Source organism: Limnohabitans sp. Hippo4, assembly GCF_003063605.1.
GTDB lineage: Bacteria > Pseudomonadota > Gammaproteobacteria > Burkholderiales > Burkholderiaceae_C > Limnohabitans_A.
The window spans coordinates 395,956-422,374 of record NZ_NESE01000002.1 but is presented as its reverse complement, the minus strand read 5'-3'; the positions used below and the strand labels follow the sequence as shown (position 1 = coordinate 422,374).

Sequence of the window (26,419 nt, the reverse complement as noted above, 5' to 3'; positions counted from 1 at the left end):
ATTACTTTCAAAAAATTAAATACGCGAGACCACCGACACACCGCGGCCTGTCAGTGACAAACCCAGCGTGATGTGCAACGGCCACTCTTGCGACAAATCAGAAGTGACAACAAACAAGGGGCCCAAGGTGGTGTCAAAGGTGAGCTCCAAGGTGCTGCCCAAGTAGGCTTTCTTTTGCAATACACCGGTCAGTGCGGCGCCTTGCGCAGACACCACGGTCCAGGCTTCTGGCCGTATGGCTGCGGTAATTGCACCTTCTTGAACTTGCTGACGCGCTTGAAACGTGAGAGGACCCACACGGACCTGCCCCTGCGCATTGACTTCACCCTGAAACAGCATGGCTTCACCCATGAAACCAGCTACAAACTCGGACACAGGTCGTTCGTACAAATCTTCAGGAGAGCCAGCCTGCGCAATGGTGCCCGCTTCCATCACAATGATTTGATCGCTGACAGCCAGCGCTTCACTTTGATCGTGGGTGACATAAGCGACCGTTAAACCCAAGCGCTGTTGAAGGCTGCGAATTTCGTCGCGCATCGAGCGGCGCAAACGTGCATCCAAATTAGACAGCGGCTCATCAAACAACAACACAGAAGGCTCGAGCACCAAGGCACGTGCCACCGCAACGCGCTGTTGTTGCCCTCCAGAGAGTTCACTGGGCAGACGGTTGTCAAAGCCTTTGAGGCCCACGTTTTCTAAAGCCACATGCGCACGCGCTGTTGCTTCAGATACCGAAACACCACTGACCTTGAGACCATATCGCACATTGTCAATGACGGTCATGTGCGGAAATAGCGCATAACTTTGAAACACCATGCTGACATTTCGCTCGGCTGGTCCCAAGTTAGTGACATCTTGCCCATCGATCAAAATTTGACCGCCACTGACAGTTTCCAAGCCTGCAATCATGCGCAAGGTGGTGGTCTTGCCGCAACCCGAAGGGCCCAGCAAGGTGGTGAGCGTGCCTTTGGGTACGACAAAATCAATGCCCTTGACGACCAAAGGCGCGTTGCCCTCACCATAGCGTTTGGTGACTTGGCGAAACTCAATACCGGCAACGGCAGGTTGTGAATGTGAGGTCATGTGGATGCTTTCATTTCTCTGCGGCCCAACTCACGCTTGCCCACCCATCGTTGGATGACCACTGTGATGAATCCCATGAGTGCCATGAGCACGGTGCAATACGCTAGGGCCACACCATAGTCACCATTGCCCACGCGGCCAATGATGTAGGTGGTGGCCAATTCGTACTTGGCCGTCACCAAGAAAATCACGGCCGAGACGGTGGTCATGGAACGAACAAAACTGTAGATGAGTGCCGCCACCAAAGCCGGTTTGAGCAATGGCAACACCACTTCACGAAGGGTGGTGAGCGTACTGGCCCGCAGCATGACCGAGGCTTCATCGAGTGAGCGATCGAGTTGCTTGAAAGCTGCGGTGCCCGCACGCACACCCACTGGCAAATTGCGAAAAATAAAGCACAGCACAATGACCAAACCCGTGCCTGTGAGCTCCACAGGCGGCACATTGAAGGCCAAGATGTAACTCACGCCCAGCACCGTGCCTGGAATGGCAAAGGTGAGCAGCGCAGCAAACTCAAACGCATTCTTGCCTTTGAACTCGGTGCGCGCCAGCAGCCACGCCATCAGCAAGCCCAGGCCTGCACACACAGGCGCGGCCATGGCCGACAAACTCAAAGTGTTGAACAAGGAGTTCCAAGCTGTGCCTGCCCAAACCCAACCGAATTCACCCCACTGCACATCAAAGGCTGTTTTGAAATGGTTCAAGGTGAAGGTGTAATCCCGGCCCCATGTTTGCACGAACCCACCGGCAAAGGCAAATACATACACAACCAAAGTGAAAGCCAACCAAGGTCCTGCAATGCCGCGGCACACATTCAAAACTGCAGGGGGCAAGTTGAGGGGAATGCCGGCATCACCTTTGCCCGACACTGTGGTGAACTGCGCACCACTGAGCACTTGACGTTGAATGACAAAAACGGCCAATGCAAATACGGTGAGGACCAAAGACAAAGCTGCTGCCATGCCAGGGTCGATGGCAGCGCCCACAATGGCAAAAAAGATTTCAGTCGACAGCACAGAAAACTGTCCACCCAAAATGATGGGATTGCCAAAGTCGGCCATGCTTTCAATGAAGCCCACCAAGAAGGCATTGGCCAAACCCGGTTTGAGAAGTGGCAATGTGATGCGCCAAAAGGTTTGCATGCGCGTGGCGCGCAAGGTTTGAGAGGCTTCTTCCAAAGAAGGACTGACACCCTGAACCACCCCGCGCATGATCATGAAAGCGATGGGCGTAAAGGCAAACATTTGGGCCAACCAAATGCCAAAGACGCCATAGAACCATCGTGTGGGCGGAATGCCAAAGGCCCACTCCAAGGCTTGGTTGACCAAGCCTGATCGGCCAAACAGCAAGATCAAGCCCAGACCCACCACAAAGGGCGGCGTGATGATGGGCATGAGGGCCAATGCGTTGAGCGGCTTGCCCAAACGCGTGCCGCTGCGCTCGGCCCACAAGGCAATGAGTGTTCCTAAAAAGGTGGTGCCTGCTGCAGTCGCCAAGGCCAAGCCCAAAGTGTTCCAAGCCACGCCACAGCGTCCCGTCGCGTTCAAACAATTCAAACTCCATATGCGCGGCGTCCCGATGCGGTCCCATACGGCCATCAGGCTCAGCTCGTTGGCTTCTGTATAAAAAGCGGAGGCCAAGGAGCGGCAAACGGGATAGACCACAAACAAGGCCAACAACATCACGCACAAAGTGACCGCACTGGCAATGAAGACATCGCCTCTGCAATAGCCCAAACGCGCCAAACCTGCGCCCAGCAAAATGGTCAGCGACAACAAGACGCCTGCAGCGCCCCACCCCATGCCGTACTGACCCTGCGCGATGGGACCAAACGATTGCTCAAGGAATTCAAATGACCAGCCCACAGCACCGATGGCAAAACCACTGAGGGTGATACCGAGCAAGCCCAACATGGCACCGCACACCAACAACACCCCTTGGCGTTTGGGATACACCGCCACTGGTGCGATGAGACCGATCAAACAAGTGCACAAACCTGCAAAACCAAACCACAACCAAGGACGGCCGTGTTGGAGGGCTTGCATCAGGGCACTGGCTGTTTCTGGGCCAGCCCAGACAGCGGGCATGGCAGCAGCCAAAGAGCCTTGCTGAAGAAAGTACCAAGGCAGAAAACCAAAACTGAGCAGGCCCAACAGGGCCCACATCGTTAAGGCTCGCTGCGTGCGCAGCGCGGCAGTCATTATTGCGGCAGGCTGTTAACTTCTTTTTCCCAGCGCTGAATTAAACGCTTGCGCTCTGCAGTTTGACCGTACTTGGCATAGTCGTAATTGATGAGCTTGATTTTTTTGAAATCAGGCACACGTGGATCGACTTTGGTTTCTTTGTGCGAAGGCAACTGGAACTGCAATGTGGCAGCACCCAAAGCTTGCGCCGAAGGCGTCAATGCCCATTCGTAAAACTGCTTGGCTGCGGTCAGGTTGCGTGAACCTTTGACAATGGACATGGAGCCAATTTCGGCGCCCGTGCCATCGGCAGGTGTGATGGTTTCAATGGGGAAACCTTGGGCTTTTTCACCAGGGCCGTCGTGAACGAAACTGATAGAGACAGAAGTTTCGCCTCGCGCCACTGCCTTGATGGGCCCAGTGCCTGAACGTGTGTAGGTACTGATGTTTTTGTGGAGCTTCTTGAGGTACTCATAGGCTTGGTCTTCGCCCATTAATTGCACCAAGGTGGCAATCATGGTGTAAGCCGTACCACTAGACGATGGATTGGCCGATTGAATTTCGCCTTTGTACTCGGGCTTGAGCAAGTCATTCCAAGTTTTGGGAATGGCCAGTTTTTTCTTTGCTAACAACTCGGTGTTATAACCAAAACCTAAGGGGCCTGAATATATACCGACCGTTTTGTAGCCAGATTGTTTAGCTTGTTGCTGCGCCCAATCGTGCAGTTTGGGCAAAGTGGGGGATTTGTACTCAAGGGTGAGGTTTTGCTCAGCGGCTTGCAGGTGAGGGTCGCCAGTACCACCGAACCACACGTCCGTTTTGGGGTTGGCTTTTTCAGCCAAGATTTGGGCAATGGCTTCGCCAGAACCCTTCATGGTCATGTTGACCTTGACGCCTTGGCTCTTTTCAAAGGTGACGGCAATCATGCTGCACCAAGCAGCTTGCGCGGAACAAATGACGTTGACTTCACCGCTTTGCGCTAAGGCAGAGTTGCTGGCCATGAGGCCAGTGGCGGCAAGGGCAAGGGCCAATTGACTGGCGCGCGTAGAGGATGATTTTTTCATTGGAAATACTCTCAAATTCAAGTGACGATATCTTGCGCAATTAAAGTGCTTGGAACAACAGGGAAAGCACTCATTTGGGATGAATAAATACCAGATGGATGCGTTTCAGCGCAAGGCTTTGACTCTCAGTCGGCCCACGATACCTGTTGGGAAATAATAAACCGACAACACAAACAGCAGGCCTAACCACAGCAACCAACGATCGGGCGACAGCAGCGCAGCAAGCACTGGCCAAGCCGAGACAGCTTCACTGGCCCAGCGCAGCAAATCTTGCAGATAGCTTTGCGCCCATAAAAAGAGAACCGCACCAATGGCCGAGCCGTAGATGGTGCCCATGCCCCCAATCACCACAATCAACAAAACGTCCATCATGATTTCAAAACTGAGCGACGTATCAGGCCCGTTGTAGCGCAACCAAAGCGCCAGCATCACGCCTGCCATGCAAGCAAACAAAGCCGACAACACGCTGGACAACGTGCGGTACACCACCACGCGATAGCCAATGGCTTCCGCCCTGAATTCGTTCTCTCGGATGGCTTGCAAAACACGGCCAAACGGCGAATTCACAATGCGCAGCAACATCAGGAACTGAAGCAACGCGGCCGCAAACAAGAGGTAGTAGCACAGCAAGCGTCCGTCCAAGTTCACCCCCCAGAAAGGGGTGTCACTGAACTCGGTGCTGGGCAATAACAAGGCTGGCAATTTGAAACTCAAGCCGTCTTCACCACCTGTCCATTCAGACAATTGAGATGCCAAGGTTTGGAATGCTGCCGCCACGGCCAAAGTGATCATGGCAAAAAAGATGGCCCTCACGCGTAGAGAAAAAAGACCAATCAGTAAGGCCAATACCAACGTGAGCATAAGCGCAATTGCAATGCCCAAACCCAGTGACGTCCAAGTTGCCCCCCAATGGTTAGACGACATGGCCACGCCATACGCACCAATGCCAAAGAACATGGTGTGGGCAAAACTAACGATGCCGGTATAGCCCAACAGCAAATCGAAACTGGCCACCAAGACGATGAAGACCAATATCTTGGCAGCCACCGACAAAGCCTTGACACCCGGAAAAAGAAAAGGCGCAAAGGCCAAGCCCAACAACACCGCCGCCAGCATCCAGGCCAGCCAGGTGCTGCGGGGCATGTCATGAGACAGTAAACGTTTCAACATGTCTTGCGCTTTCGTTCAGCGATTGGCCACGGGGTAGACCCCTTGCGGACGCCACAACAAAATGGCGGCCATGAGCGCAATGTTGGAAAACAACGCCAGCTTGGGAAACAAAAAGCCTGTGTAGTTGGCCATCAGGCCCACCATCAAGGCACCGATCAGCGCACCGCCAGTCGAGCCCAAGCCGCCCATGATGATGACAATGAAAATCAGCACATTCACTTGCGCGCCAATTTGCGGCACCACATTTTGTTGGTACAGCCCCCACATCACACCGCCCAAACCCGCTAAGCCACTGCCCACCACAAACACGCCCACAAACAATCGGCGAATTTTGTAACCCAAAGACTCGACCATTTCGCGGTCTTGCACGCCAGCGCGAATGAGCAAGCCCACCTTGGTGCGACTCAAGGTCCAGGCCTGCAAAGCGAACACCAGCAGCCCCACCACCACCGCCATCAAACGGTATTTTTCAAGCGAGGCATCTCCCCACAGCAATGACCCGCGCATGGCTTCGGGCAAGGGCAACGCAATTTGCAAGGGTCCCCAAATCACCTTGATGATTTCCTCGCCAATGATCATGCCGCCCATGGTGATCAAAATTTGTTTGAGGTGTTGGCCATACACGGGCCGCACGATGAATCGCTCAAACGCCAAGCCAATGACTGAAGCCGCCATCATGGCCAGCGCCATGGCCGAGCCGACCGCAAGCAAGTTGCGCCAGAGTTCTTGCGACTGCGTCCAATCGGCCATGCCCGACATCACACTGGTGGCCACAAAAGCACCCAATGCAATGAAAACACCGTGACCAAAATTGAGGACGTCCATCAAACCAAAGACCAAAGTAAGGCCCGAGGCCATGATGAAGATGATCATGCCCATCGCAAAGCCCGCCACACTCAGGGTCAGCCAAGTATCGACCGAGCCAACGAGCGGCAAGGCCAACAAAGCCAAAACCGGAACCAAGAGCAAAGGCTTGATGTCTAAACTTGTTTTCATGTTCACCATCACAATGCCAAGCCCAACAAAGATTGTTGCAAAGCCGGGTCGGCACTTAGCGCGGCCATGCTGCCTGCATGGATGACACGACCGTTGTCCATCACCGCCACGCTGTCACCCAGCTGCTGCGCAAAATGAATGTTTTGCTCCACCAACAAAATGCTCACGCCACTGGCTTTCATTTTTTGAAAGGCATCGATCATGTTTTGCACAATGGCTGGTGCCAAGCCTTTGCTCGGTTCATCGACGATGAGCAAATCGCGGGGCTCGACCATGGCACGGGCCACGGCCAGCATTTGCTTTTGTCCGCCCGACAACTTGCCTGCGGGGTGATGCCAAAATTTTTCAACTGCAGGAAACATGGCGTAAATCCAGGCCAAGCGGTCTGCGTCCATTTGCTGCGCATGCGAGGCTTTGCGTGCAGCCAACAACATGTTTTCTTCAACTGTGAGGTCTGAAAAAATGCCCATGTTTTCGGGCACATAGGCAATGTTGAGCGACGCAATGTCGGGCGTGCTCATGTGCGTGATGTCATGTCCATTGAAATTCACTGTGCCTTGTGAGGCTTGCCACAAACCCATGATGGTTCTGAGCGTGGTGGTTTTGCCTGCGCCATTGCGGCCCAACAAAAGGGTGAGTTCACCTCGAGGAATTTGCAAATTGACGCCATGCAAGATGTGATAAGCCCCAATGTGCGTGTGAACCTCATTCAATTCGAGCAAGACATTGGAAGACATCACACGCCCTCCTCTGCACTGGCGTTGACACTGGATTGTGGATGCATCTGCGCTGGTTTGGCACCCAAATAAGCTTCTTGCACCACGGCAGAGGCCATGACTTCTGATGGCTCGCCATCGGCCACCAACTGGCCGTTGTGTAACACAATGATGCGATCGGCCAATTCGCGCACCACGTCCATTTTGTGCTCGACCAACAAAATGGTTTTGGTTTTGTCACTTTTCAATTGGCGAATGAGGTTCAAGATCACGGGCGCCTCATCTTGGCTCATGCCTGCCGTGGGTTCGTCAAACATGTACACCGAGGGTTTGAGTGCCATGAGCAATGCCACTTCCAATTTGCGCTGATCGCCGTGCGGCAAACTGGACACGGTGGCTTGCGCCTGATGCAGCATGGCCACTTGTTGCAAGATGTCCTGCGCTTGTTGCGTCAGTTGCGCGTGGTCTTGCCAAATTGACCACAAATTAAGACCCCGCAAATGCGCACCCGATTCAGTTGCCTGAACAGCCAATCGCACATTTTCAAGCACAGACAAATTGGGAAATAAATTGGTCAACTGAAACGCACGGCCCAGCCCTGCACGGGTTCTGGCCGAGGCACTCATGCCTGTCAGCTCTTGGCCCTCTAAAAAGACGCGCCCCTCACTGGCCGGCAATTGACCCGATATCAAGTTGAAGTAGGTTGTCTTGCCAGCACCGTTGGGGCCGACGATGGCCGTCAAGGTGCCGGGTTCAAAACGACAAGAGACCGCATTGACCGCCACGTGTCCGCCGAAGCGGATGGTGAGGTCATGCGTTTGCAGAACGCCCAAGGGAGCTCACCTTAGCGTTTGTTGCGAATGGGCACGTTCATTTCTTCAGGTTTGATTTCGCGAATCAACTCTGGCACACCCCACGCAAACGCGGGGTCTACTTTAATTTTGAAGTGGTACATGCTTTGCATGGCTTGATGGTCTTCTTTGCGGAAGGTCATCTTGCCTTTAGGGGTGTCAAAGCTCATGCCTTCCATGGTGCTGATCAACGTGTTGGCATCTGTGTTGCCATTGGTTTTCTTCAAAGCAGTGACCAAGGCCATGGCCGATGCAAAGCCACCTGCTGTAAAGAAGTCAGGGGGCGATTTGAACTGCGTGTAATGACGCGCCACCATGGCATCGTTGACGGTGTTCTTGGGCATGCCGAAGTAATAGTAAGCCGCACCTTCCATGCCAGGGAACTGCTTGTAAGCCACCATGGCGGGCAGGATGTTGCCGCCCGTGGCGATTTCAATGCCGTAGCGCTTCAAGTCCATGTCGGCAATTTTGAATGGATTGCCACCAGCCCAAATGATGAAAATAATTTTGCGACCGGGTTGCGATTTGAGCTTGTCGATCAAATGTTGAGCACCGGCTGTGAAGTCGGTGGTGGCGGGTGGCAAGTACTCTTCATGCACCAGCTTCGCTGTTTTCAAGGACTCTCGGAAAGCCTTCACACCATCACGACCAAACGCAGAGTCTTGTGCCAAGGTGGCGATGCTGTATCCCGCTTTGTCCAATGCAACAGCGTTGGAGATGGCATCTTGGCTGCTGTTGCGACCTGTGCGGAAAATGTACTTGTTCCACTTGTCACCCGTGATGGAGTCGGCAACGGCAGGCTCCACCAGCAAAATCTTTTTGTACTCTTCGGCAACAGGCAACATGGCCAAGGCCACAGGCGATGCCGTTGGGCCCACTGCAATCTCAACTTTGTCGTCACCGTAAGCAGCTGCCAACAGGTTTTTGCCTAAGTCAGGTTTGCCTTGGTCGTCTTTTTCAATCACAACCAACTTGCGACCGCCCACTTGCATGGTGCCACCGGTGGCGTAGTCCAAGCCCATCATCAGACCCACTTGAGTTTGCTTGCCGTAAGCCTCTAAGGGACCTGTTTTGCTGTAAATGTGGGCAATTTTCAAATCTTTGGCCTGGGCCATGGCAAGAGGCGCTGCAGACAAAGCGGCGAAACCAGTCAAAGCAGAAACCAGGATGGGAAGAACAAAACGACGTTGCATCAGCATCTCCAAAAGAGTTGGCATAAAATCATCAAAATGAATACCAAATTATTCACATTTGATTCACACAATGTCCTGCAAATTACAGGGCTAATTTCCATCATAACCCTCTTAGAAGGCCAATGACGAAAAACAAAGTTGAACGAGATGTTCACTCGCAAATAGAACCTGCACCCCCAAGACAAGCGCTTGAAACATGCTAATATTAAATACAACTTAAAGTTTTATTGATTAATTTTCACGAATACAAAAGAATATATAGGCTTCCCCTGCTATGTATTTTTGTGTTGATAAGCGCACAGCCGCTTTATTCCAGCGCAAAAGATCCTGAATTTGGCTTGGTTGCGCAGCCGTCTGTTTTTTCTGCCGTATCGCCCCTGCTACCCCTTCTTTTGCAGAAGGTCACAGCCGAACATCCCCAGGTCCAAAGTCAAATCCAGAACTTGCAAGCTGCAAGCATGGATTTGAAGGTCAAGCAGCAAGCGTATTGGCCAACCCCCTCCATCTCCATGGAACGCGTGCAAACGCAATCACCTGATCCTGTCTACACAGGCTCACCCCAAGTTCTCAGCTTCAGACTCCAACAGCCCCTCTGGACAGGCGGCCGACTGACGGCGCAATCTGACAAAGCGATCGCCACACAAGCCATCGAACATGCACGCCTGATTGAAATTCAACAGGGCTTGGCTTTGAAAACGCTTCAAGCCTGGATGGAGGTGGTCATGGCGCAGCGCCAGCAACAAGTCTTGGAAAAAAGTGAAACGGTTCAAACGCAACTGCTTCTGAAAATCACGCGCCGCGCTGAACAAGGCCTGTCGCCCCTGAACGAAGTCAACTATGCCAACTTGCGCTTGGTGCAAGTTCGTCAAGATCGGTTCAATGCCTTGCAGCAAGAAAACCAAGCTTGGATTCGTTTGTCGCAATGGGTGCCAGAGGCCAAAAGCCTGGATCTCAAGCTGATCCATCCCAACATTCAAATGCTAACGCTGGATGGACTTGCATTGAAGCAAGCTTTGCCGCACTGGGAAACCATCAGCCTAGGCAACTCGCCATTGATCCGTCGACTTGAACACGTTGCTCAACTGCAATTGGCCGAGGTGGCCGAAAAACGCGCAGCCTTGCAGCCTGAAGTTTATGTTCGCGCAGAACACCAACGTGGCAACTACACCTACGCCAACACGCCCAACACCAATCGGGTGTTTGTAGGTTTCAGTGCCAGCACCGGTGCTGGCTTTGGTTTGGCATACCAGCTGGTGGCCTTGCTAAACAAACACGATGGCGCCTTGCAAGAAATTGTGGCTGCTCGCAGAAGTGTGTTGGAAGCCGTTCAAAGCGATTTTTTGAATGCCAATGCAAGGCAAAGCAAGGCGGAGATGCTGCTTCTCAACCTAGAGTCTTCCCAAGAAATTCAAGCTGCTTGGGAGCGTCAATTTATCAATGGCAAGAAAACTTGGATCGATGTGATGAATGCTGCTCGTGAAACTTCGCAGGCTGAATTGGCCGTCATCGAAAACGAGATGGCTTGGCTGCAAAGCCTTGGTCGATTGCACATTCAAGCACACGGAATCCCTGCGGCGTATGCGGGGTCTGCACCATGAATTCATTGCAAGCTGCACTGCAACGCTTGGCGCAACTGCAACGCCAAAGTTTAGACAAGCATGCGTTGTTCGCCTGCACCGACATGGCGCAGGCTCACTCAGCGAAAAAAACTTTGCAACTTTTAAAGTCGCAGCTGAATTGGAAATCTGTGCAATGGCTCAACAACGCCAGCATCGATCCCTCTCAACTGCCCTGCCTCGCCGTCGACCATGAAGGCACTTGGCGAGTTGTTAAAAGCTACAACAGCCAATCGCAATGGGTGCTGGATTCGGCAGACGGCGAGTCCACGCAACACCACTTAAGTTCTTTGGCTTTGGTCAAGGTCGATTTCAGAATGCCCTTTGAGCGATCGAACAGTCCTGTCTGGCGCTTGATCAAACTGGAAATTCAAAAGCATCAAAGTACCTTGATCGATGCCAGCCTGAACGGCGTCATGTTGAATTTTGTCGCGCTGGGCATTTCCTTTTACAGCATGCAAATCTACGATCGCGTGGTGCCCACAGGTGCCAGTGCTACTTTGTGGGTTTTGAGTTTGGGCGTGTTGGGTGCCATTGCGTTTGAATGGTTGGCGCGGCGCTTGCGATCCGACTTGAACGAAAAAATCATTGAAGCTGTCGATCAGCGTTTGGGGCGTGACGTGTTCATGCGACTGCTACAAGTTCGCATGGACAAATTGCCCACCAGCGTGGGCAGCCTGGCTGGCCAAATCAAGGCCTATGAAAGTGTGCGCGCATTTTTAACGGGGTCGGCCACGCAAATGTTGATCGATGCCCCTTTTGCCTTGGTATTCACCTTCGCTTTGTGGGCCATGGCGGGCTGGCTGGCCTTGATTCCTGCGGTGTTTTTGTTGTTGTCCTTGATGGTCGGTTTGCAAGGTCTGCGGGAAATTGAAAAACGCAGTCACCAGGTGGCGTTGGCCAACATGCGAAAAACAGGCCTGCTGGTAGAGGCCATTGAAGGCGCAGAAACCTTGAAGTCTGGCCAAGGGGGTTGGCGCCAACTCAGTTTGTGGCAGAACATTTCGGACACCGCGCGCGGCGAAGAGTTGCGCTTGCGAAGAATCAGCGAATCTGCCCAACACCATCTACAAGCGCTGCAGCAAATTGCCTATGTGGTGTTGGTGGCATCGGGTGCACTGATGATTTCCAGAGGCGAGCTCAGCATGGGCAGCCTCATTGCCTGCTCCATTTTGTCCAACCGCATCCTGCAGCCTATTGCAGCCTTGCCTTCTCAACTCATTCAATGGGGACATTGCCAATCGGCACTTCAAGGCCTCGACCAAATCTGGCAACTGCCGGACGACCATCATGGCCAAACACCCGTGGTTTTGGATGCAGTGCAAGGCAATTACACCCTCAAAGAAGTGATGTATGGGTACGGGCAGCAAGCGGCCCTGAAAGTGAACACGCTGCACATCCGCAACGGAGAAAAAATTGGGGTCTTAGGTCCGATCGGTGCTGGCAAAACAACCTTGTTGCGATTGCTCAGTGGCATGTACAAACCGCAAGTGGGTGGCATTACTCTTGATGGCGTCGATTTGGCGGTCATTGCCAAACCTTTGCTGGCAGAGCAACTGGGCTATCTGCAGCAAGAGGGCCGCTTGTTTGAGGGCACGCTACGCGACAACTTGCTGATGGGCATGACCGATCCAGGTGACGACATTCTGAACGGCGTGGCACAGCAAACAGGACTCCAGCATGCTGTATTGGCCCACCACCCCATGGGCTTTGACTTGCCCATCCAAGAAGGTGGCCATGGCTTGTCGGGTGGACAGCGCCAGCTGGTTAATTTGACGCGCGTGTTTTTAAGGCGACCCCGCATTTGGTTAATGGACGAGCCCACTGCCGCCATGGACCGTCAACTGGCCGATCACGTGACACGGGCTCTTCAACAAACCCTTCGACCCCAAGACACCTTGGTATTGGTCACGCACAAGCCTGAAATGCTGACGTTGGTCGATCGCTTGGTCGTCATCGCCAAACACGAGGTTTTGCTGGATGGCCCTAAAGAGCAAGTGCTCAAACAACTTCAAGCATGAACACACAAACTCCCAGGCCTGACCGCCCCTTCTTTGAAGCTAGGCTCACGCGTTGGCAACAACAACTCACTGGCACGCGCTTGCTGCTAGTGGGTTTGCTTAGCTTTTTAGGCTGGTCCAGCTTGTCGCACATGGACCAGACTGTGCGAAGCAATGGCCAAGTGATTGCGGCATCGCGCAATCAAATCATCCAAGCGGCTGATGGTGGGGTGCTAACCAAATTGCTGGTGACAGAAGGCCAACAAGTGCATGCTGGCCAAGCGCTTGCAATGTTAGAGACCACGCGCACTGAAGCCAGTTACCAAGAAGTCAAATCCAAGCTGAGCGCTTTGCATGCTGCATTGGCCAGGGCTAACGCAGAGTCCTCAGGTCAGGCTCTGGCATTTCAAAAAAATGACGCAGCAAGTAGCGCCTTTCAATCAGGCCAAGCGCAAGTCTATTTGCAAAGAAAACAGGGTCACCTCGATGAATTGAAACTTCTACGCGCTGGCTTAGAACTTTCTGAGGATGAGTTGCGCATGAGTCAATCGCTTTTGAAAACAGGCGATGTCAGCCAACTGGAGATGATGCGCGCGCAACGTCAAGTGCATGAAACGCAAGGCCGCATCGCCGGCGTTCAAAACAAATATTTGCAAGACGCCAAGCAAGATGTGATTCGCTTGCAGGAAGAAATAGCTGCCAACCAATTCAAGCTGAACGAACGCCAAAGTTTGTTGGACCACAGCGTACTCACAACGCCGGTGGATGGCGTTGTCAAATTCATGCGCATCAACACAGTGGGGGGCGTTTTGCGCGCAGGCGATGAGTTGATGCACATTTCACCCAGCACGGGCGGCTACATTGTCGAAGCCAAAATCAACCCGAGCGACATTGGTGAACTGCGCATCGGTCAGCCTGTGAGTTTGAAGTTGGATGCATTCGATTTCAGCGTTTACGGCATGCTGAACGGCACCCTCAGCTACATCAGTTCAGACACCTTCACCGACAGCACCGCCTCGGGTACCACACAAGCCTTTTACCGTGTGCAAGTGCAAATTGATCCCAACACGCCTTCTGAGTCGGTTCAAACACTTAAAAGTGCTTCACTTTTTTCGAACCAAGCCGCTCATCGCCTGCGTATGAGTGATCTCAAGCCTGGTATGACGGCCACACTCGATATACGAACTCGCTCCAGGTCGGTGCTTCAGTACCTTGCCAAACCTGTCCAAAAAGCATTCTCCGGCGCACTGCATGAGCGGTAAATCAGCATGATCAACGACGTTCAACTTCAAGCCACCACGCCCGATGGTCGCGTTCAAACCATTCAACTGGCCAAATTGAGCACGGCCCCTGATGCACCTTTGTCGGTCATCAAACCTCTGCTTGTGAAAACACAACCAGGCTATGAATACAAACTGATCGACAAAGAAGCAGGCGGTCACCTCAAAGGGCAAAAGCTGCTGCGCTCGCAAAAGAACCTTCAAGTGTTGGTGGAAGATCAAGTGGCACTGGAGTTGCAAGACTATTTTGTGGCAAGCATCGCCCCTGTCCCCAACGCACCGGTTTACAAACTGCAAAACCAAGCCTGCGAAGAAGTTCATGTCACAGCGCATTTGCCCAAAGAAGCATTGGACGTCCCTGAAAGTTTGGTTTGGACCGAGCGCGACGATGCGCTCGATTGCAAGGTGGCTTTACTCAATCCTGGCACTGTGATGGCGCTCTTGCCAGCTGCACCTGTTGCGGCAAGCATTGGTTTGGCGGATGTTTCTGGCGCTTTACTTGGCGTGATTGCTTTGAGTGGTGGCGGCAAAGACACGCCTGTCACACCAACTCCAACGCCACCACCACCTGCACCCCCGCCAGTGGTCCACCCAACCACCATCACGTCGATGGCGCTGACAAGCGCCACGGGCGAGATGAACCATCGCTTGAACGCTGGTGACACGCTCACAGCCACAGTCACATTCAGCGGGCTTGTGAACTTAGACACACGCAGTGGCAGTCCTTCCCTTCAATTGATTGTTGGCACCCAAAGTGTCGAAGTGCGCTATGTATCGGGATCGGGCACCAACGCGTTGGTCTTTGTCACCACCATCGTGAATGGTCAAACCGACTTGGACGGTGTGGCCATTGCAAGCAACGCTCTTCAGTTGAATGGTGCAAGTCTTCAAGACACCTTAGGCAGAGCCACCCTCAACACGGCCAGTGCCGTTCTGAGCAACCCTTTGTACTTGGTGGACACCACGGCCCCTATCTCCAAACTTGAGGATGGCTCGCTCACGCTGACACAAACACAGTCAGGCACCCTCCAAGTTCAAAGCAATGAACTGGGTAAAGCCTATGTGGTGCCTAGCACCAGCATCATTCTCAACTTGGGTGATTTGGAAAATCTCAGCCCGCTTGTTTCCAAAAGTGTGGCCATTGACATCGTCCAAAGCAACACCCCCATTTCTCTGAGTGGCCTGCCTGCAGCTGTGTACCATCTCTACGCCGTTGACTTGGCGGGTAATGTCTCGGTGCGCAGTGCTGAATCCTTTGAAGTCACAGCAGACCCAACACCCACGCCGCCGCCCACACCAGACCCAGCACCGCCGCCACCACCGCCAATCACTCCTCCTCCGCCACCAACACCGCCACCTGCGCCACCGCCACCGCCTTCAGATACCACGCCGCCCAATCTCACGGCCATTGTTCTAAGCAGCGCCACAGGTGCTGTGAACCGCATCTTGAATGCCGGCGACACACTCAGCGCCACCGTCAGCTTTGACGATGCGGTCACACTGAATGCGGCGGGTGGCTCACCGACCCTTGCTTTGCAAATTGGCAGCAGCGTGGTACAGGCCACCTACATGTCGGGCACTGGCACCAACACTTGGACTTTCACTGCCACCATCGTGGCAGGCCTCAACGACACCGACGGCGTGTCATTGCCACTCAACGCCTTGACCCTCAACGGTACCATCTTGTCCGATGCCGCCGGCAATGCTTGTGTGATCACCAGTGCGGTGGTTCTCTCCAACCCGCTGTTTTTAGTGGACACCACCGTTCCCACGGTGGTGATCACTTCCGACACGAGCGTATTGAAAGCGGGTGACACGGCCAACATCACGTTCACATTGTCAGAAGAAACTGGCAGCAGTTTTGCATGGGATGGCAGCACCGGCGATGTCGCTGTGACCGGCGGCACGTTGAGCGCACTCACAGGCACGGGTCTCACGCGCACGGCCGTGTTCACACCCGACGCTAATTTGGTCAGCGGCAGTGCCAGCATCACCGTCACGGCACAAAGTTATGAAGACGCAGCGGGCAATTTGGGGGCTGCGGGCGCATCGCCTTCGTTCAGCCTAGACACCGTGGCGCCTAGCTTGACAAATGTGTTGCTGACCAGCGCCATTGGCGCCATTCTCAGCCCCAGTGATGCCACTGTGTCCTTGCTCAATGCGGGTGACACGCTACTTGCAACAATGACCTTCAGCGAAGTGATTGTGTTGAACATCACCGCGGGCTCACCCTCTCTCGAATTGACCGTGGGAAGCAGCACTGTGCAGGCCACGTATGTCTCGGGTTCAGGCACCAACGCATTGGTGTTCAGTACGGCCATTGTCAACGGCCAAATCGACAACGATGGTGTGGCCATTGCACTGAATGCCCTGCACTTGAATGGCGCCAACTTGAAAGATATTGCAGGCAATGCAGCGACCATCACATCTTCTGCGGTGGCCAGCAATCCGGCCTATTTGGTGGACACGACCGCGCCAAGCGTCAACATCACATCGGATGTAAGCGCACTCAAAGCTGACGAAACTGCCAGCATCACCTTCACATTTTCAGAAGCACCTCTTGCCAGTTTTGCATGGGATGGCAGCGCAGGCGACTTGTCAGTCACGGGTGGTTCTTTGAGTGCCATCAGCGGTACAGGACTGACGCGCACAGCGGTGTTCACCCCCACAGCCAATTTGGCTTCTGGCAATGCCAGCATCACCGTCACCGCCAACAGTTACCAAGATGCTGCGGGCAACAACGGCAGCACCGGCGTCTCATCAAACCTCAGCCTTGACACCCTTACACCCAGCATTGCAAGTCTTGCCCTCAGCAGTGCCACTGGCGCTGTGGCCAGCCCGCAGGATGCCACCGTCAAACTGCTCAATGCCGCCGACACCCTCAGCGCCACCGTCACTTTCAATGAAGCGGTCACGCTCAACACCACCGCAGGATCGCCCACGCTGGCCTTGGTGATTGGCAGCAGCACGGTGCAAGCCACTTATGTGTCGGGCTCAGGCACAAGCGAATTGGTGTTCAGCACCACCATTGCCAGCGGCCAAACCGACACCGATGGCGTGGCCATTGCCATCAACGCGCTCAGCTTGAACGGCGCCACCTTGAAAGACAGTGCGGGCAACACCAGCGTCATCACGTCAATCGCTGTGGCCAACAACCCGCTGTATTTGGTCGACACCACAGCACCCAGCGTCAGCATCACCTCGGATGTTGCCACCTTGAAATCGGGTGAAACTGCCGCCATCACTTTTACATTCAGCGAAGATCCCGGCAGCAGTTTTGTGTGGGCTTCCAATGCGGGTGACGTGGTGCTCAGTGGCGGCACTTTAAGCAACATCAGCGGTACCGGCTTAACGCGCACAGCCACGTTCACCCCCACCGCCAATGTGGTGTCAGGCACGGCCTGCATATCTGTCAATGCAGGTACTTACAAAGATGCCGCAGGTAACACAGGCAGCGCTGGCACCACACCTTCACTTACCTATTCAACGTCTACACCCACTGTCAGCCAGGTGGGCCTGAGCAGCGCCACGGGGGCTGTGAGCAACTTGCTCAATGCGGGCGACGTGATTTACGCCAAGGTGGTTTTCAGTGAAGCCATTGTGCTCAATGCCACAGGAGGCTCACCCACTTTAAGTCTGATGATCGGCAGCAGAGTCGTTCAGGCGGACTACGCGTCTGGCAGCGGCACCTCCGACTTTGTGTTCAGCTACAGCATCCTGGCAGGGCAAGAGGATGCCAATGGCATCTCGATTCCCTCGGCGGCCATCACCCTCAACAGCAGCACTTTGAAAAGCGTGCCCGGCAACAGCTTGACCTTGGGCAATGTCAGCGTTGCCGACAACATTTTGTACCCGGTCGACACCACTGCCCCCAGCGTGCTCATCACCTCCTCTGCCTCCAGTTTGAAAACAGGCGAAACCAACCTCATTTGCTTCACGTTCACAGAAGACCCAGGCACCAGTTTTTCTTTGGCAGATATCACCGTGACCGGCGGCACCCTCAGCGCACTCACAGGCTTTGGCAATGTGCGCCGCAGCACCTTCACGCCAACCGCCAACTTGGCCAGTGGTTCGGCCAGCATCACGGTGGCCGACTTAAGCTACACCGACGTTGCGGGCAATCTGGGCACAGCGGGCACCACGCCCAGCATCAGCATTGACACCTTGGCACCAACGATCAGCAGCGTGGCTTTGAGCGGTTCAACGGGCGGCTTGAACAACACCTTGAACACAGGCGACACCTTGAATGTCACGGCCACCTTCAACGATGTGATCACAGTCAACACCGATGGCGGATCGCCTACTTTGGCCTTGCTTGTAGGCGCTAGCACCGTGCAAGCCACCTATGTGTCGGGATCAGGCACCAACGCCTTGGTCTTCACCACCGCCATCGTCAGTGGACAAACCGATACCGATGGCGTTGCCCTGCCCGCCAATGCACTCACATTGAACGGTGCCACCCTCAAAGATGCAAATGGCAACACCAGCAGCATCACGTCTGCCGCTGTCAGCAGCAACGCCAACTATTTGGTGGACACCACGGCACCCAGCGTGGTCATCGCCTCTGACAAATCAAGTTTGAATTCAACGGACACAGCCTCCGTCACATTCACATTTTCTGAAGACCCAGGAACCAGCTTTGCATGGGATGGCACGACAGGTGATGTGGTCATAGCTGGCGGCAGCTTAGGTGCCATCAGCGGCACAGGCCTGACGCGCACAGCGGTGTTCACACCTGCTGCCAACCAAGGCAATGGCACGGCCAGCATCACCGTGGCGGGCAACAGCTACCAAGATGCTGCAGGCAACAATGGCGCAGCAGGCACCACACCCACGCTCAATTTGGACACCCTGGCACCCACCCTCTCAAGCTTAGCTTTAAGCAGTTCCACAGACGGCGTGGCCAGTGCGTCAGACGCCACCGTCAACAATTTGAACGCTGGCGATACGCTCAGTGCCACCGTCACCTTCAATGATGTGATCACCGTCAATGCATCTGGTGGCACGCCCACCTTGGCTCTCAATGTGGGCGGCACAGCGGTTCAAGCCACTTACATATCCGGTTCTGGCAGCAATGCCTTGATCTTCACGGCCACAGTGGCCAACGGACAAAACGACACCAATGGTGTGGCCCTTAACGCAGATGCACTCAGCCTGAATGGCGGCACTTTGAAGGATGCCTCTGGCAACAACACCAGCATCACCTCCTTGGCAGTTGCAGACAACGGCAAGTATTTGGTAGATACCACCCGTCCAACAGCCAGTGTCACCAGCAGTACCAGTGCTTTAATTTCTGGCCAAATTGCCACCATCACGTTCACCTTCAGTGAAGACCCCGGCACTAGCTTTGTTTGGAACGGAACCAGCGGGGACTTGGTCGTCACAGGCGGCACCTTGGGTGCGCTCAGTACCACGGGCAATCCGCTGACGCGCACCGCACTCCTCACGCCCACGTCTGGTGTGAGTGCAGGCACCGCGAATGTGGCTATTTCACTCAACAGCTACACCGACGCTGCTGGCAACATCGGTCAAGAAGCCTCGGCAGGCGTCACCGACAAAACGGCTGACATCAGCGTCAACACAAGCACCACCACCGTTGCAAGCGTGGCCTTGCTCAGTGCCACAGGCATTCAAAATAATTTGCTCAATCAAGGCGACGTGGTGTCGGTGGCCGTCAATTTCACGGAAGCTGTTTTCTTGGATGCCAACGTTGGCACGCCCAGCGTTGACCTCACCATTGGAAGCACCATCGTCAGTGCGCAATATGTGTCGGGCGCTGGCACCACGCAACTGGTTTTCAACTACACCATTCTGAACGGCCAAACCGATGTCAATGGCATTGCCATCAATGCCAACAGCCTCAGCTTAAACGGCAAAGCCCTTACTGACACAGCAGGTAACACGCCCACGCTCACCTTTGCAGCCGCGGCCGACAACGCCAACTATTTGGTCGACACCACTGCGCCAACCGTGGTCAGCATCAGCAGCAGTCGCAGCACCTTCTTGAGTGGCGAAACAGCGATCATCACTTTCACATTCAGCGAAGACCCTGGCAGCACTTTCACTTGGAACGGTAGCGCGGGCGATGTGACGCTGGTCAATGGCACCTTGTCGGCCATCAGCGGTACAGGCCTCACCCGCACCGCCACGTTTTTGCCCACGCAAGGTTTGACGGGTGGCAGTGCCAGCATCACTGTCAACAACGATCTGTTCACCGATAGCGCAGGCAATTTAGGCGTGGGCAACACGCTAGGCAGTTTGGTGGTCAACACCTCACCTGCCACTTTGATGGATGTACAAATTACCAGCGCAGTGGGTGTGCAAAACAATGCCCTCAATGCAGGCGATGTGGTGACTGTCACCGCCCACTTTTCTGAAGCCCAAACACTCAACACCACCGCGGGCTCGCCCACTGTGGCTTTGCAAATTGGCGGCAGCACGGTCAATGCCACTTACGCCTCAGGCGCAGGTACTGCCGACTTGTTGTTCACCTACACCATCCTTGCAGGACAAACCGATGCCGATGGCATCGCTTTGGGTGCCAACGCCTTGTCATTGAATGGCAGTACTTTAAAAGACCCACGCACCAATACCACCACACTCAGCGTGCCAGCAACAGCGGACAACAGTAACTTCACCGTTGACACCACGGCGCCATTTTTAAGCATCACATCCAATGTGGGTCAAGTGAAAGTGGGCGAAACCGCCAACATTACCTTCACCTTCAGCGAAGATCCGGGCAACACATTTGTGTGGAATGGCACCACGGGCGATGTAACCCTTAGCAATGGCACTTTAAGCGCCATCTCTGGCACTGGCGCCACCCGCACGGCAGTCTTCACACCAACCGCTGGCGTCAACTCAGGTACCGCGAGTATTTCTGTCAGCGCAGGTGCTTACCAAGATACTGCTGGCAACAACGGCAGCGCAGGCGGCACACCCAGCCTCACCCTGGACACTCTGGCACCCACCATTTCTGCAATTGCACTCAGCGGTTCAACCGGTATTCTCAACACTTATTTGAATGAAGGTGATACCGCCAACGTCACTGTGACCTTCAACGAAGTGGTCAATTTGAGTCTGGCGGGCGGCTCGCCCACAGTGGCCTTGTTGGTGGGCAGCAGCACGGTGCAGGCCACCTATGCATCAGGCGCTGGCAGCAACACCTTGGTGTTCACCACCACCATTGCCGCAGGTCAAAACGATGCCGATGGCATTGCCATTGCACTGAATGCTTTGAGCTTGAATGGCGCCGTACTGACAGATGCCGCCGGCAACACATCGACACCCGCCTCGGCTGCCGTAAGCAGCAACAGCGCTTACATGGTCGACACGCTTACGCCTTCAGTGTCTGTGGCATTCAATGTAGCTTCCCTTAAAGCCGGCGAAACCGCAACCTTGACAGTGACTGTCAGCGATAAAACAGGTAACAGCTTTTCTTGGGATGGCTCCTCTGGCGACTTAACCGTCACCGGCGGAACACTCGGCTCACTCAGCCCATTTGTATTGAGTGGTACCAACTATGTCAGCACAGCCACCTTCACACCTACGGCGGGAAGTACTATGCTCGGTGTTGTATCAACCGCTTCTGCTGCCTATACAGACTTGGCAGGAAATTCGGGCCAAGTGGGCGCTAGTGCAAGTGTGGCCATAGACACCAATGTGCCATCCCTGACAAGCATGAACATCACTGGTGCCAGCGGCAGTCTGAGCAACACCTTGAATGCTGGCGATGTCTTACAAATCACCGCTGTGTTCAGCGAAGCCGTCATTGTGAATGCCACAGGCGGGAATCCCAAGGTGGTTTTGAATGTGGGCGGAAGTAGCAGCTCAGCCACTTATATATCGGGTTCAGGCACCACCGACTTACTGTTCAACTACACCGTGTCATCCGGCGAAAACGACACCAATGGCGTGAGTTATGCCGACAACGCACTGCTGCTCAATGGCGGCACGATCAAAGACAGCGCTGGCAACAACGCGCTCATCACTTCAACGTCACGCATAGACAATCCTCTTTACAAAGTGGACACCACAGCCCCATCGGTCAATATCACCATGAGTGATGTTTTGTTGTCAAACACCGATACCAGCTTGGTCACATTTACATTTTCAGAAGATCCGGGCAATTCATTCACATGGAATGGCACCTCGGGTGACGTGACCTTGGCGTCTGGCTCCTTGACTGCCATCAGCGGTACGGGACTGACGCGCACTGCCACGTTCAGACCCTCTGCAAATACCATTGCTTCTAATGCCAGCATTGCCGTCTTGGCAAACAGTTATGTTGATGCTGCCGGCAACAACGGTACAGCAGGTACAGGACCCCTTTACAGCATTGACAGCACCACCCCCACACCCAATTCATTGAGTATCACCAGCCCCGGTGTCCTCAATAGTCGTTTGAACGAGGGTGATGTGGTCACGCTAACTGTTTTCATGAATAAAAGCACCATGGTGTTGGACATCACCAATGGCGCCCCCACGTTGGCACTGACCATTGGTAGCACAGTGGTACAAGCCAGCTATGCGTCTTACACCAACTCAACCCTGCAATTCAGCTACACCATTTTGGCTGGCCAAAACGACACGGATGGCGTGATGTTCAACGCCAACGGCTTGAGTTTCAACGGTTCAGTTTTCAAAGATGAGTATGGCAACAATGCAAGCAACGTATATAGCGCTTGGACAGTGGGCAGCTACCGGGTCGACACCACGCTTCCAACGGTTAGCATAACTTCCAACATCAGCGCTATTCTTGCGGGTCAAACGGCCACCATCAGCTTCACATTCAGTGAAGACATTGGTACAAGTTTTTCGCTGGGCGATGTGGCAATCACCAATGGCACGCTCAGCAATTTAGCCGGCACCGGGCTCACACGCACAGCCACCTTCACACCGACTGCCAACTTGTCCAGCGGCACAGCCAGCATCACTGTGACAGCAAACAGCTATCAAGATTTGGCCGGCAACAATGGCCTTGCGGGCTTAACACCTTTGATCAACATTGACATGATTGCGCCGACGGTGGTGATCTCGAGCAGTAAAACAACTTTGAAATCAGGTGACACGGCCACCATCACTTTTACGTTCAGTGAAGATCCCAATACCAGTTTTGCTTGGAATGGCACATCAGGTGATGTGACTGTGACAGGCGGCACCTTGAGCGCAATCAGTGGCACTGGGCTCACACGAACTGCTGTTTACACACCCACCGCCAATAGCAGCGGCAATCCCACCTTCAATGTGGCAGCCGGCAGCTATCAGGATGCCTTGGGTAATTTAGGTACAGCTGGAATCACGCCTTATATGTTGTTTGATACGGTTGCACCCACCGTTGCAGGTCGAGTCAATTCTGGCAGCCTCATTGCTGGACAAACCACTCGGGTTTATTTCACTTTCAGTGAAGACCCAGGGACCAGCTTCACGTGGGATGGCAGCGTTGGAGATTTGACTTTCACTGGCGCGGGCAACTTGGTCATCAGCAGCGTGCCAGGTCAACAAGTGGGCGTAGAAAGGGGCTTTGATTTCACACCCCCTGCCAACACCAATTCAGGCACCACCACGATCAGTGTGAAGAATGCCAGCTATCAAGATGCAGCGGGCAATTTGGGGTCTGCCAGCGGCACCGTCACGGTCCGTTACGACACAGCCGTGCCCACGGTGGCCATCACGTCCAACTTAACAACGGTCGGCATGGGCCAAACGGCCAACATCACCTTCACGTTCAGCGAAGATCCTGGCAGCACCTTTGCTTGGGATGGCACTACCGGCGATGTGGTGGTGACGCAAGGCACGCTGAGTGCTATTTCTGGCACAGGCCTTACTCGGACGGCCGTGTTCACACCCTTTGCGGATACACCCTTGGTTGCCGCCAGCATCACAGTCGCTGCAGGCAACTACACGGACACAGCAGGCAATGCTGGCCTTGCTGGCACGACCCCTACTCTCAATGTCAACACTTTCAAAAACGCCATCTACTTGGACGACATTGCCAACAACATTGGCGGCTACGCCATTGAAGCCCCGAATACCGGTTCGTACTTTGGCTTTGCGGTCAGTTTGGCAGGCGACTTTAACGGTGATGGGTATGGCGATGTGGTGATGGGCGCACCACTCAACACCTTCACCGACACGGCCTTGCGCACTCAAGGCGGTGGCGCCGTGTTGTACGAAGGCGGCCTGAACACCAGCCTGGTGCCCAAAGGTTACAGCGGCACAGGACAGGTCAATGGCCACTACTACACCTACAGCGTCAACAAAGGTTGGTTGGGCTTCTCAGTGGCAGGTTTAGGCGACATGAACAACGACGGTCTGGCCGATCTTTTAATCGGCATGCCGCAAGATGCCGCCAGCACCAACCCAGGTGGCGCCTTCTTGGTCTACGGCAAGGCGAATTCAACAACTGGCAGTTTGGCGGAGTACCAAAAGGACATCTCGGCATTGAGCACCACACCTGATGCACTCAGCATCACCAGTACGTTTGACACGGCAGGCTTTTCAGTCAGCAGTGCGGGCGATGTCAACGGTGATGGCTGGATCGACATGATCATCAGTGCGCACTTTCAAACTGTTAGCGGGCTTGTTGGCAACACAGGTAAGACCTATGTGGTGTATGGCAGCGCGGCCTTGTCGGCATTGCAAACCATCTCATTGGGAAATGTGGGTGGCACGGTGCCAGGCTTTGTCATTTCGGGTTGGCAAGCCGGCGAAGAAAGCGGAACGTCTGTCAGCAGCGCAGGCGACTTCAATGGCGACGGCAAAGCCGACTTGCTGGTCAGTGCCTATTTCAATGACACCGCCGGCAGCCAAGCCGGTGCCACGTATGTCATCTTGGGCAAAACGGGCAACACCGCTGTAGATTTGGCCAACATCAAAAACAACACTGGTGGCTTTGTGATCTTGGGAGAAAACGGCCAAGACATGAGTGGCGTGTCGGTGAGCAGTGGCGGCGACATCAACGGCGATGGCTTGGGCGACATTTTGATTGGCGCCGTGATCGGGGGCAGCGGCAATGCTTATCGAGAAAGTGGCAAAACTTATGTCATCTTTGGCAGAAGCACCGCCAACGCCACCATCGACTTAGCGCAAATTGCGGCTGGCAATGGTGGCTTTGCCATTCTGTCTACCACGGCTGTAGAGCAAAGCGGTCACAGCGTGAGCAGTGCCGGCGACATCAACGGCGATGGCTTGGCCGACATCATCTTGGGCGCACCCTTTAGCCCCGTGGACGGTGGGGCCAGCGCGGGCCGAAGCTTCGTGGTCTATGGAAAATCGACCACCACCAATGTCAACCTGAGTGATGTTCTTAACAACACAGGCGGCTTTGCCATCATTGGCCAAGGCGCCCAAGATTTGAGCGGTTATTCAGTGGGCGCTGCGGGTGATGTGAATGGCGACGGCTTGGCCGATTTAATTGTGGGCGCGCCCGGTTATGACGCAGCCCACGGCAGTGTTCAAACGGGTCGCTCGTACATCATCTTTGGCAGCAAGACCGGCGCATTTGCAGCTGGCAGTGCGGTTGACAACAAAGGTACCAGCGCCAACGACACCCTCACCTCCACGGGCGTACAAACCTTGGCGGGCGGCAGCAACTCTGCTGGTACGGGCAATGACACCTTCACCTCCAGTGGCGCTGACGTGTTGCTGGGCGGCATGGGCAAAGACACTTTCATCGTGAACCAAAGCACCATCACCTCCCTTCAAAGTAATTTTGGTGCAGGTGGCAACACCACACAATTGGCCAAGATCGATGGCGGTTCTGGCATTGACACCCTTCGCCTAGGCGGCACAACGGCCTTGAACTTGAATCTTTCTTTGGTCAGCAACACCTCTGTGGGCAACATCGAAGGCAGCAGCCGCATCAACAGCATCGAACGCATTGACATGAGCACCAACACTGGCGCCAACGAATTGACCATTCGCGTGGCCGATGTGCTCGACATGGCGGGTAGCAACTGGGCCAATTTGTCGGCATTGAACAGCCAGGGTGCGGGGGGTTGGGAAACCTCTGCCGGCTCAACCGGCATCAATGCCAATGTGATGAACTACCACCAAGTGGCCGTGACGGGTGGCACCAACGACAAAGTGAGCACCACCGGCTGGACCTTGGACACTACGGGCAATGTGCGTGACAGCTCATCTGGCATTTACTACAGCGTTTACACCGCCAGCAACGGCGCACCGGCCATGCTGCTGGTGCAAACAGACATTCAGCGCAGCAGCATTTTGTAAGAACTGCTGCTGAATGGCTTTGCTCTGAGAAGG

12 protein-coding genes are annotated in these 26,419 nt (G+C 54.3%); 4 read left to right on the top strand and 8 right to left on the bottom strand.

Annotated elements, in window-relative coordinates; genetic code table 11:
* Positions 1-15 precede the first annotated feature (15 nt).
* The 8 genes from B9Z46_RS07450 to B9Z46_RS07415 all read right to left on the bottom strand — a co-directional run bounded on the left by B9Z46_RS07450 (position 16) and on the right by B9Z46_RS07415 (position 9,256).
* Positions 16-1,083: an ABC transporter ATP-binding protein gene (locus B9Z46_RS07450; protein WP_108255334.1), complete on the bottom strand. Its 1,068-nt coding sequence runs from the start codon at positions 1,081-1,083 to the stop codon at positions 16-18.
* Positions 1,080-3,284, bottom strand: a complete 2,205-nt coding sequence (locus tag B9Z46_RS07445; protein WP_108255332.1) for an iron ABC transporter permease — start codon at positions 3,282-3,284, stop codon at positions 1,080-1,082. The genes B9Z46_RS07450 and B9Z46_RS07445 overlap by 4 nt, the downstream gene beginning before the upstream one ends.
* Complete coding sequence (locus B9Z46_RS07440) at positions 3,284-4,330, bottom strand: ABC transporter substrate-binding protein (RefSeq protein WP_055361111.1); 1,047 nt, start codon at positions 4,328-4,330, stop codon at positions 3,284-3,286. Before B9Z46_RS07440 ends, B9Z46_RS07445 begins: the two co-directional genes overlap by 1 nt.
* A 105-nt stretch (positions 4,331-4,435) precedes the next feature.
* On the bottom strand, positions 4,436-5,500 hold the full coding sequence (locus B9Z46_RS07435; protein ID WP_108255330.1) for a branched-chain amino acid ABC transporter permease: 1,065 nt from the start codon (positions 5,498-5,500) through the stop codon (positions 4,436-4,438).
* A 15-nt stretch (positions 5,501-5,515) separates the two neighbouring features.
* Positions 5,516-6,496 carry a branched-chain amino acid ABC transporter permease gene (locus B9Z46_RS07430; protein WP_108255810.1) on the bottom strand — a complete coding sequence of 327 codons (981 nt, stop codon included), beginning with the start codon at positions 6,494-6,496 and terminating at the stop codon, positions 5,516-5,518.
* Between the two features lie 8 nt (positions 6,497-6,504).
* On the bottom strand, positions 6,505-7,233 hold the full coding sequence (locus tag B9Z46_RS07425) for an ABC transporter ATP-binding protein (RefSeq protein ID WP_055361114.1): 729 nt from the start codon (positions 7,231-7,233) through the stop codon (positions 6,505-6,507).
* Positions 7,233-8,045 (bottom strand): ABC transporter ATP-binding protein, encoded by an 813-nt coding sequence (locus B9Z46_RS07420; RefSeq protein ID WP_108255328.1) that lies wholly within the window; start codon positions 8,043-8,045, stop codon positions 7,233-7,235. The genes B9Z46_RS07425 and B9Z46_RS07420 overlap by 1 nt, the downstream gene beginning before the upstream one ends.
* A gap of 11 nt (positions 8,046-8,056) precedes the next feature.
* Positions 8,057-9,256 carry a substrate-binding domain-containing protein gene (locus B9Z46_RS07415; protein ID WP_055361996.1) on the bottom strand — a complete coding sequence of 400 codons (1,200 nt, stop codon included), beginning with the start codon at positions 9,254-9,256 and terminating at the stop codon, positions 8,057-8,059.
* A 284-nt stretch (positions 9,257-9,540) separates the two neighbouring features.
* On the opposite strand from B9Z46_RS07415, the gene B9Z46_RS07410 reads away from it, so the two are divergent.
* Genes B9Z46_RS07410 through B9Z46_RS07395 form a run of 4 tightly spaced genes read left to right on the top strand, consistent with a single transcriptional unit; the run spans position 9,541 to position 26,386 of the window.
* Entirely contained in the window at positions 9,541-10,854 is a 1,314-nt protein-coding gene (locus tag B9Z46_RS07410) for a TolC family protein (RefSeq protein WP_233245940.1), read from the top strand.
* Complete coding sequence (locus B9Z46_RS07405) at positions 10,851-12,893, top strand: ATP-binding cassette domain-containing protein (RefSeq protein WP_108255324.1); 2,043 nt, start codon at positions 10,851-10,853, stop codon at positions 12,891-12,893. Before B9Z46_RS07410 ends, B9Z46_RS07405 begins: the two co-directional genes overlap by 4 nt.
* Entirely contained in the window at positions 12,890-14,134 is a 1,245-nt protein-coding gene (locus B9Z46_RS07400; RefSeq protein WP_108255322.1) for an HlyD family efflux transporter periplasmic adaptor subunit, read from the top strand. The genes B9Z46_RS07405 and B9Z46_RS07400 overlap by 4 nt, the downstream gene beginning before the upstream one ends.
* Positions 14,135-14,140: 6 nt before the next feature.
* Positions 14,141-26,386 (top strand): Ig-like domain-containing protein, encoded by a 12,246-nt coding sequence (locus B9Z46_RS07395; RefSeq protein ID WP_108255320.1) that lies wholly within the window; start codon positions 14,141-14,143, stop codon positions 26,384-26,386.
* The last annotated feature ends 33 nt before the right edge of the window (positions 26,387-26,419 follow it).

Excerpts from the sequence above, each read along its gene's own strand:
- B9Z46_RS07415 (WP_055361996.1), bottom strand. The coding sequence starts at position 9,256 with ATGCAACGTCGTTTTGTTCTTCCCATCCTGGTTTCTGCTTTGACTGGT.
- B9Z46_RS07450 (WP_108255334.1), bottom strand. The coding sequence starts at position 1,083 with ATGACCTCACATTCACAACCTGCCGTTGCCGGTATTGAGTTTCGCCAA.
- B9Z46_RS07445 (WP_108255332.1), bottom strand. The coding sequence starts at position 3,284 with ATGACTGCCGCGCTGCGCACGCAGCGAGCCTTAACGATGTGGGCCCTG.
- B9Z46_RS07395 (WP_108255320.1), top strand. The coding sequence starts at position 14,141 with ATGATCAACGACGTTCAACTTCAAGCCACCACGCCCGATGGTCGCGTT.
- B9Z46_RS07425 (WP_055361114.1), bottom strand. The coding sequence starts at position 7,233 with ATGTCTTCCAATGTCTTGCTCGAATTGAATGAGGTTCACACGCACATT.
- B9Z46_RS07430 (WP_108255810.1), bottom strand. The coding sequence starts at position 6,496 with ATGAAAACAAGTTTAGACATCAAGCCTTTGCTCTTGGTTCCGGTTTTG.
- B9Z46_RS07400 (WP_108255322.1), top strand. The coding sequence starts at position 12,890 with ATGAACACACAAACTCCCAGGCCTGACCGCCCCTTCTTTGAAGCTAGG.
- B9Z46_RS07405 (WP_108255324.1), top strand. The coding sequence starts at position 10,851 with ATGAATTCATTGCAAGCTGCACTGCAACGCTTGGCGCAACTGCAACGC.
- B9Z46_RS07435 (WP_108255330.1), bottom strand. The coding sequence starts at position 5,500 with ATGTTGAAACGTTTACTGTCTCATGACATGCCCCGCAGCACCTGGCTG.
- B9Z46_RS07440 (WP_055361111.1), bottom strand. The coding sequence starts at position 4,330 with ATGAAAAAATCATCCTCTACGCGCGCCAGTCAATTGGCCCTTGCCCTT.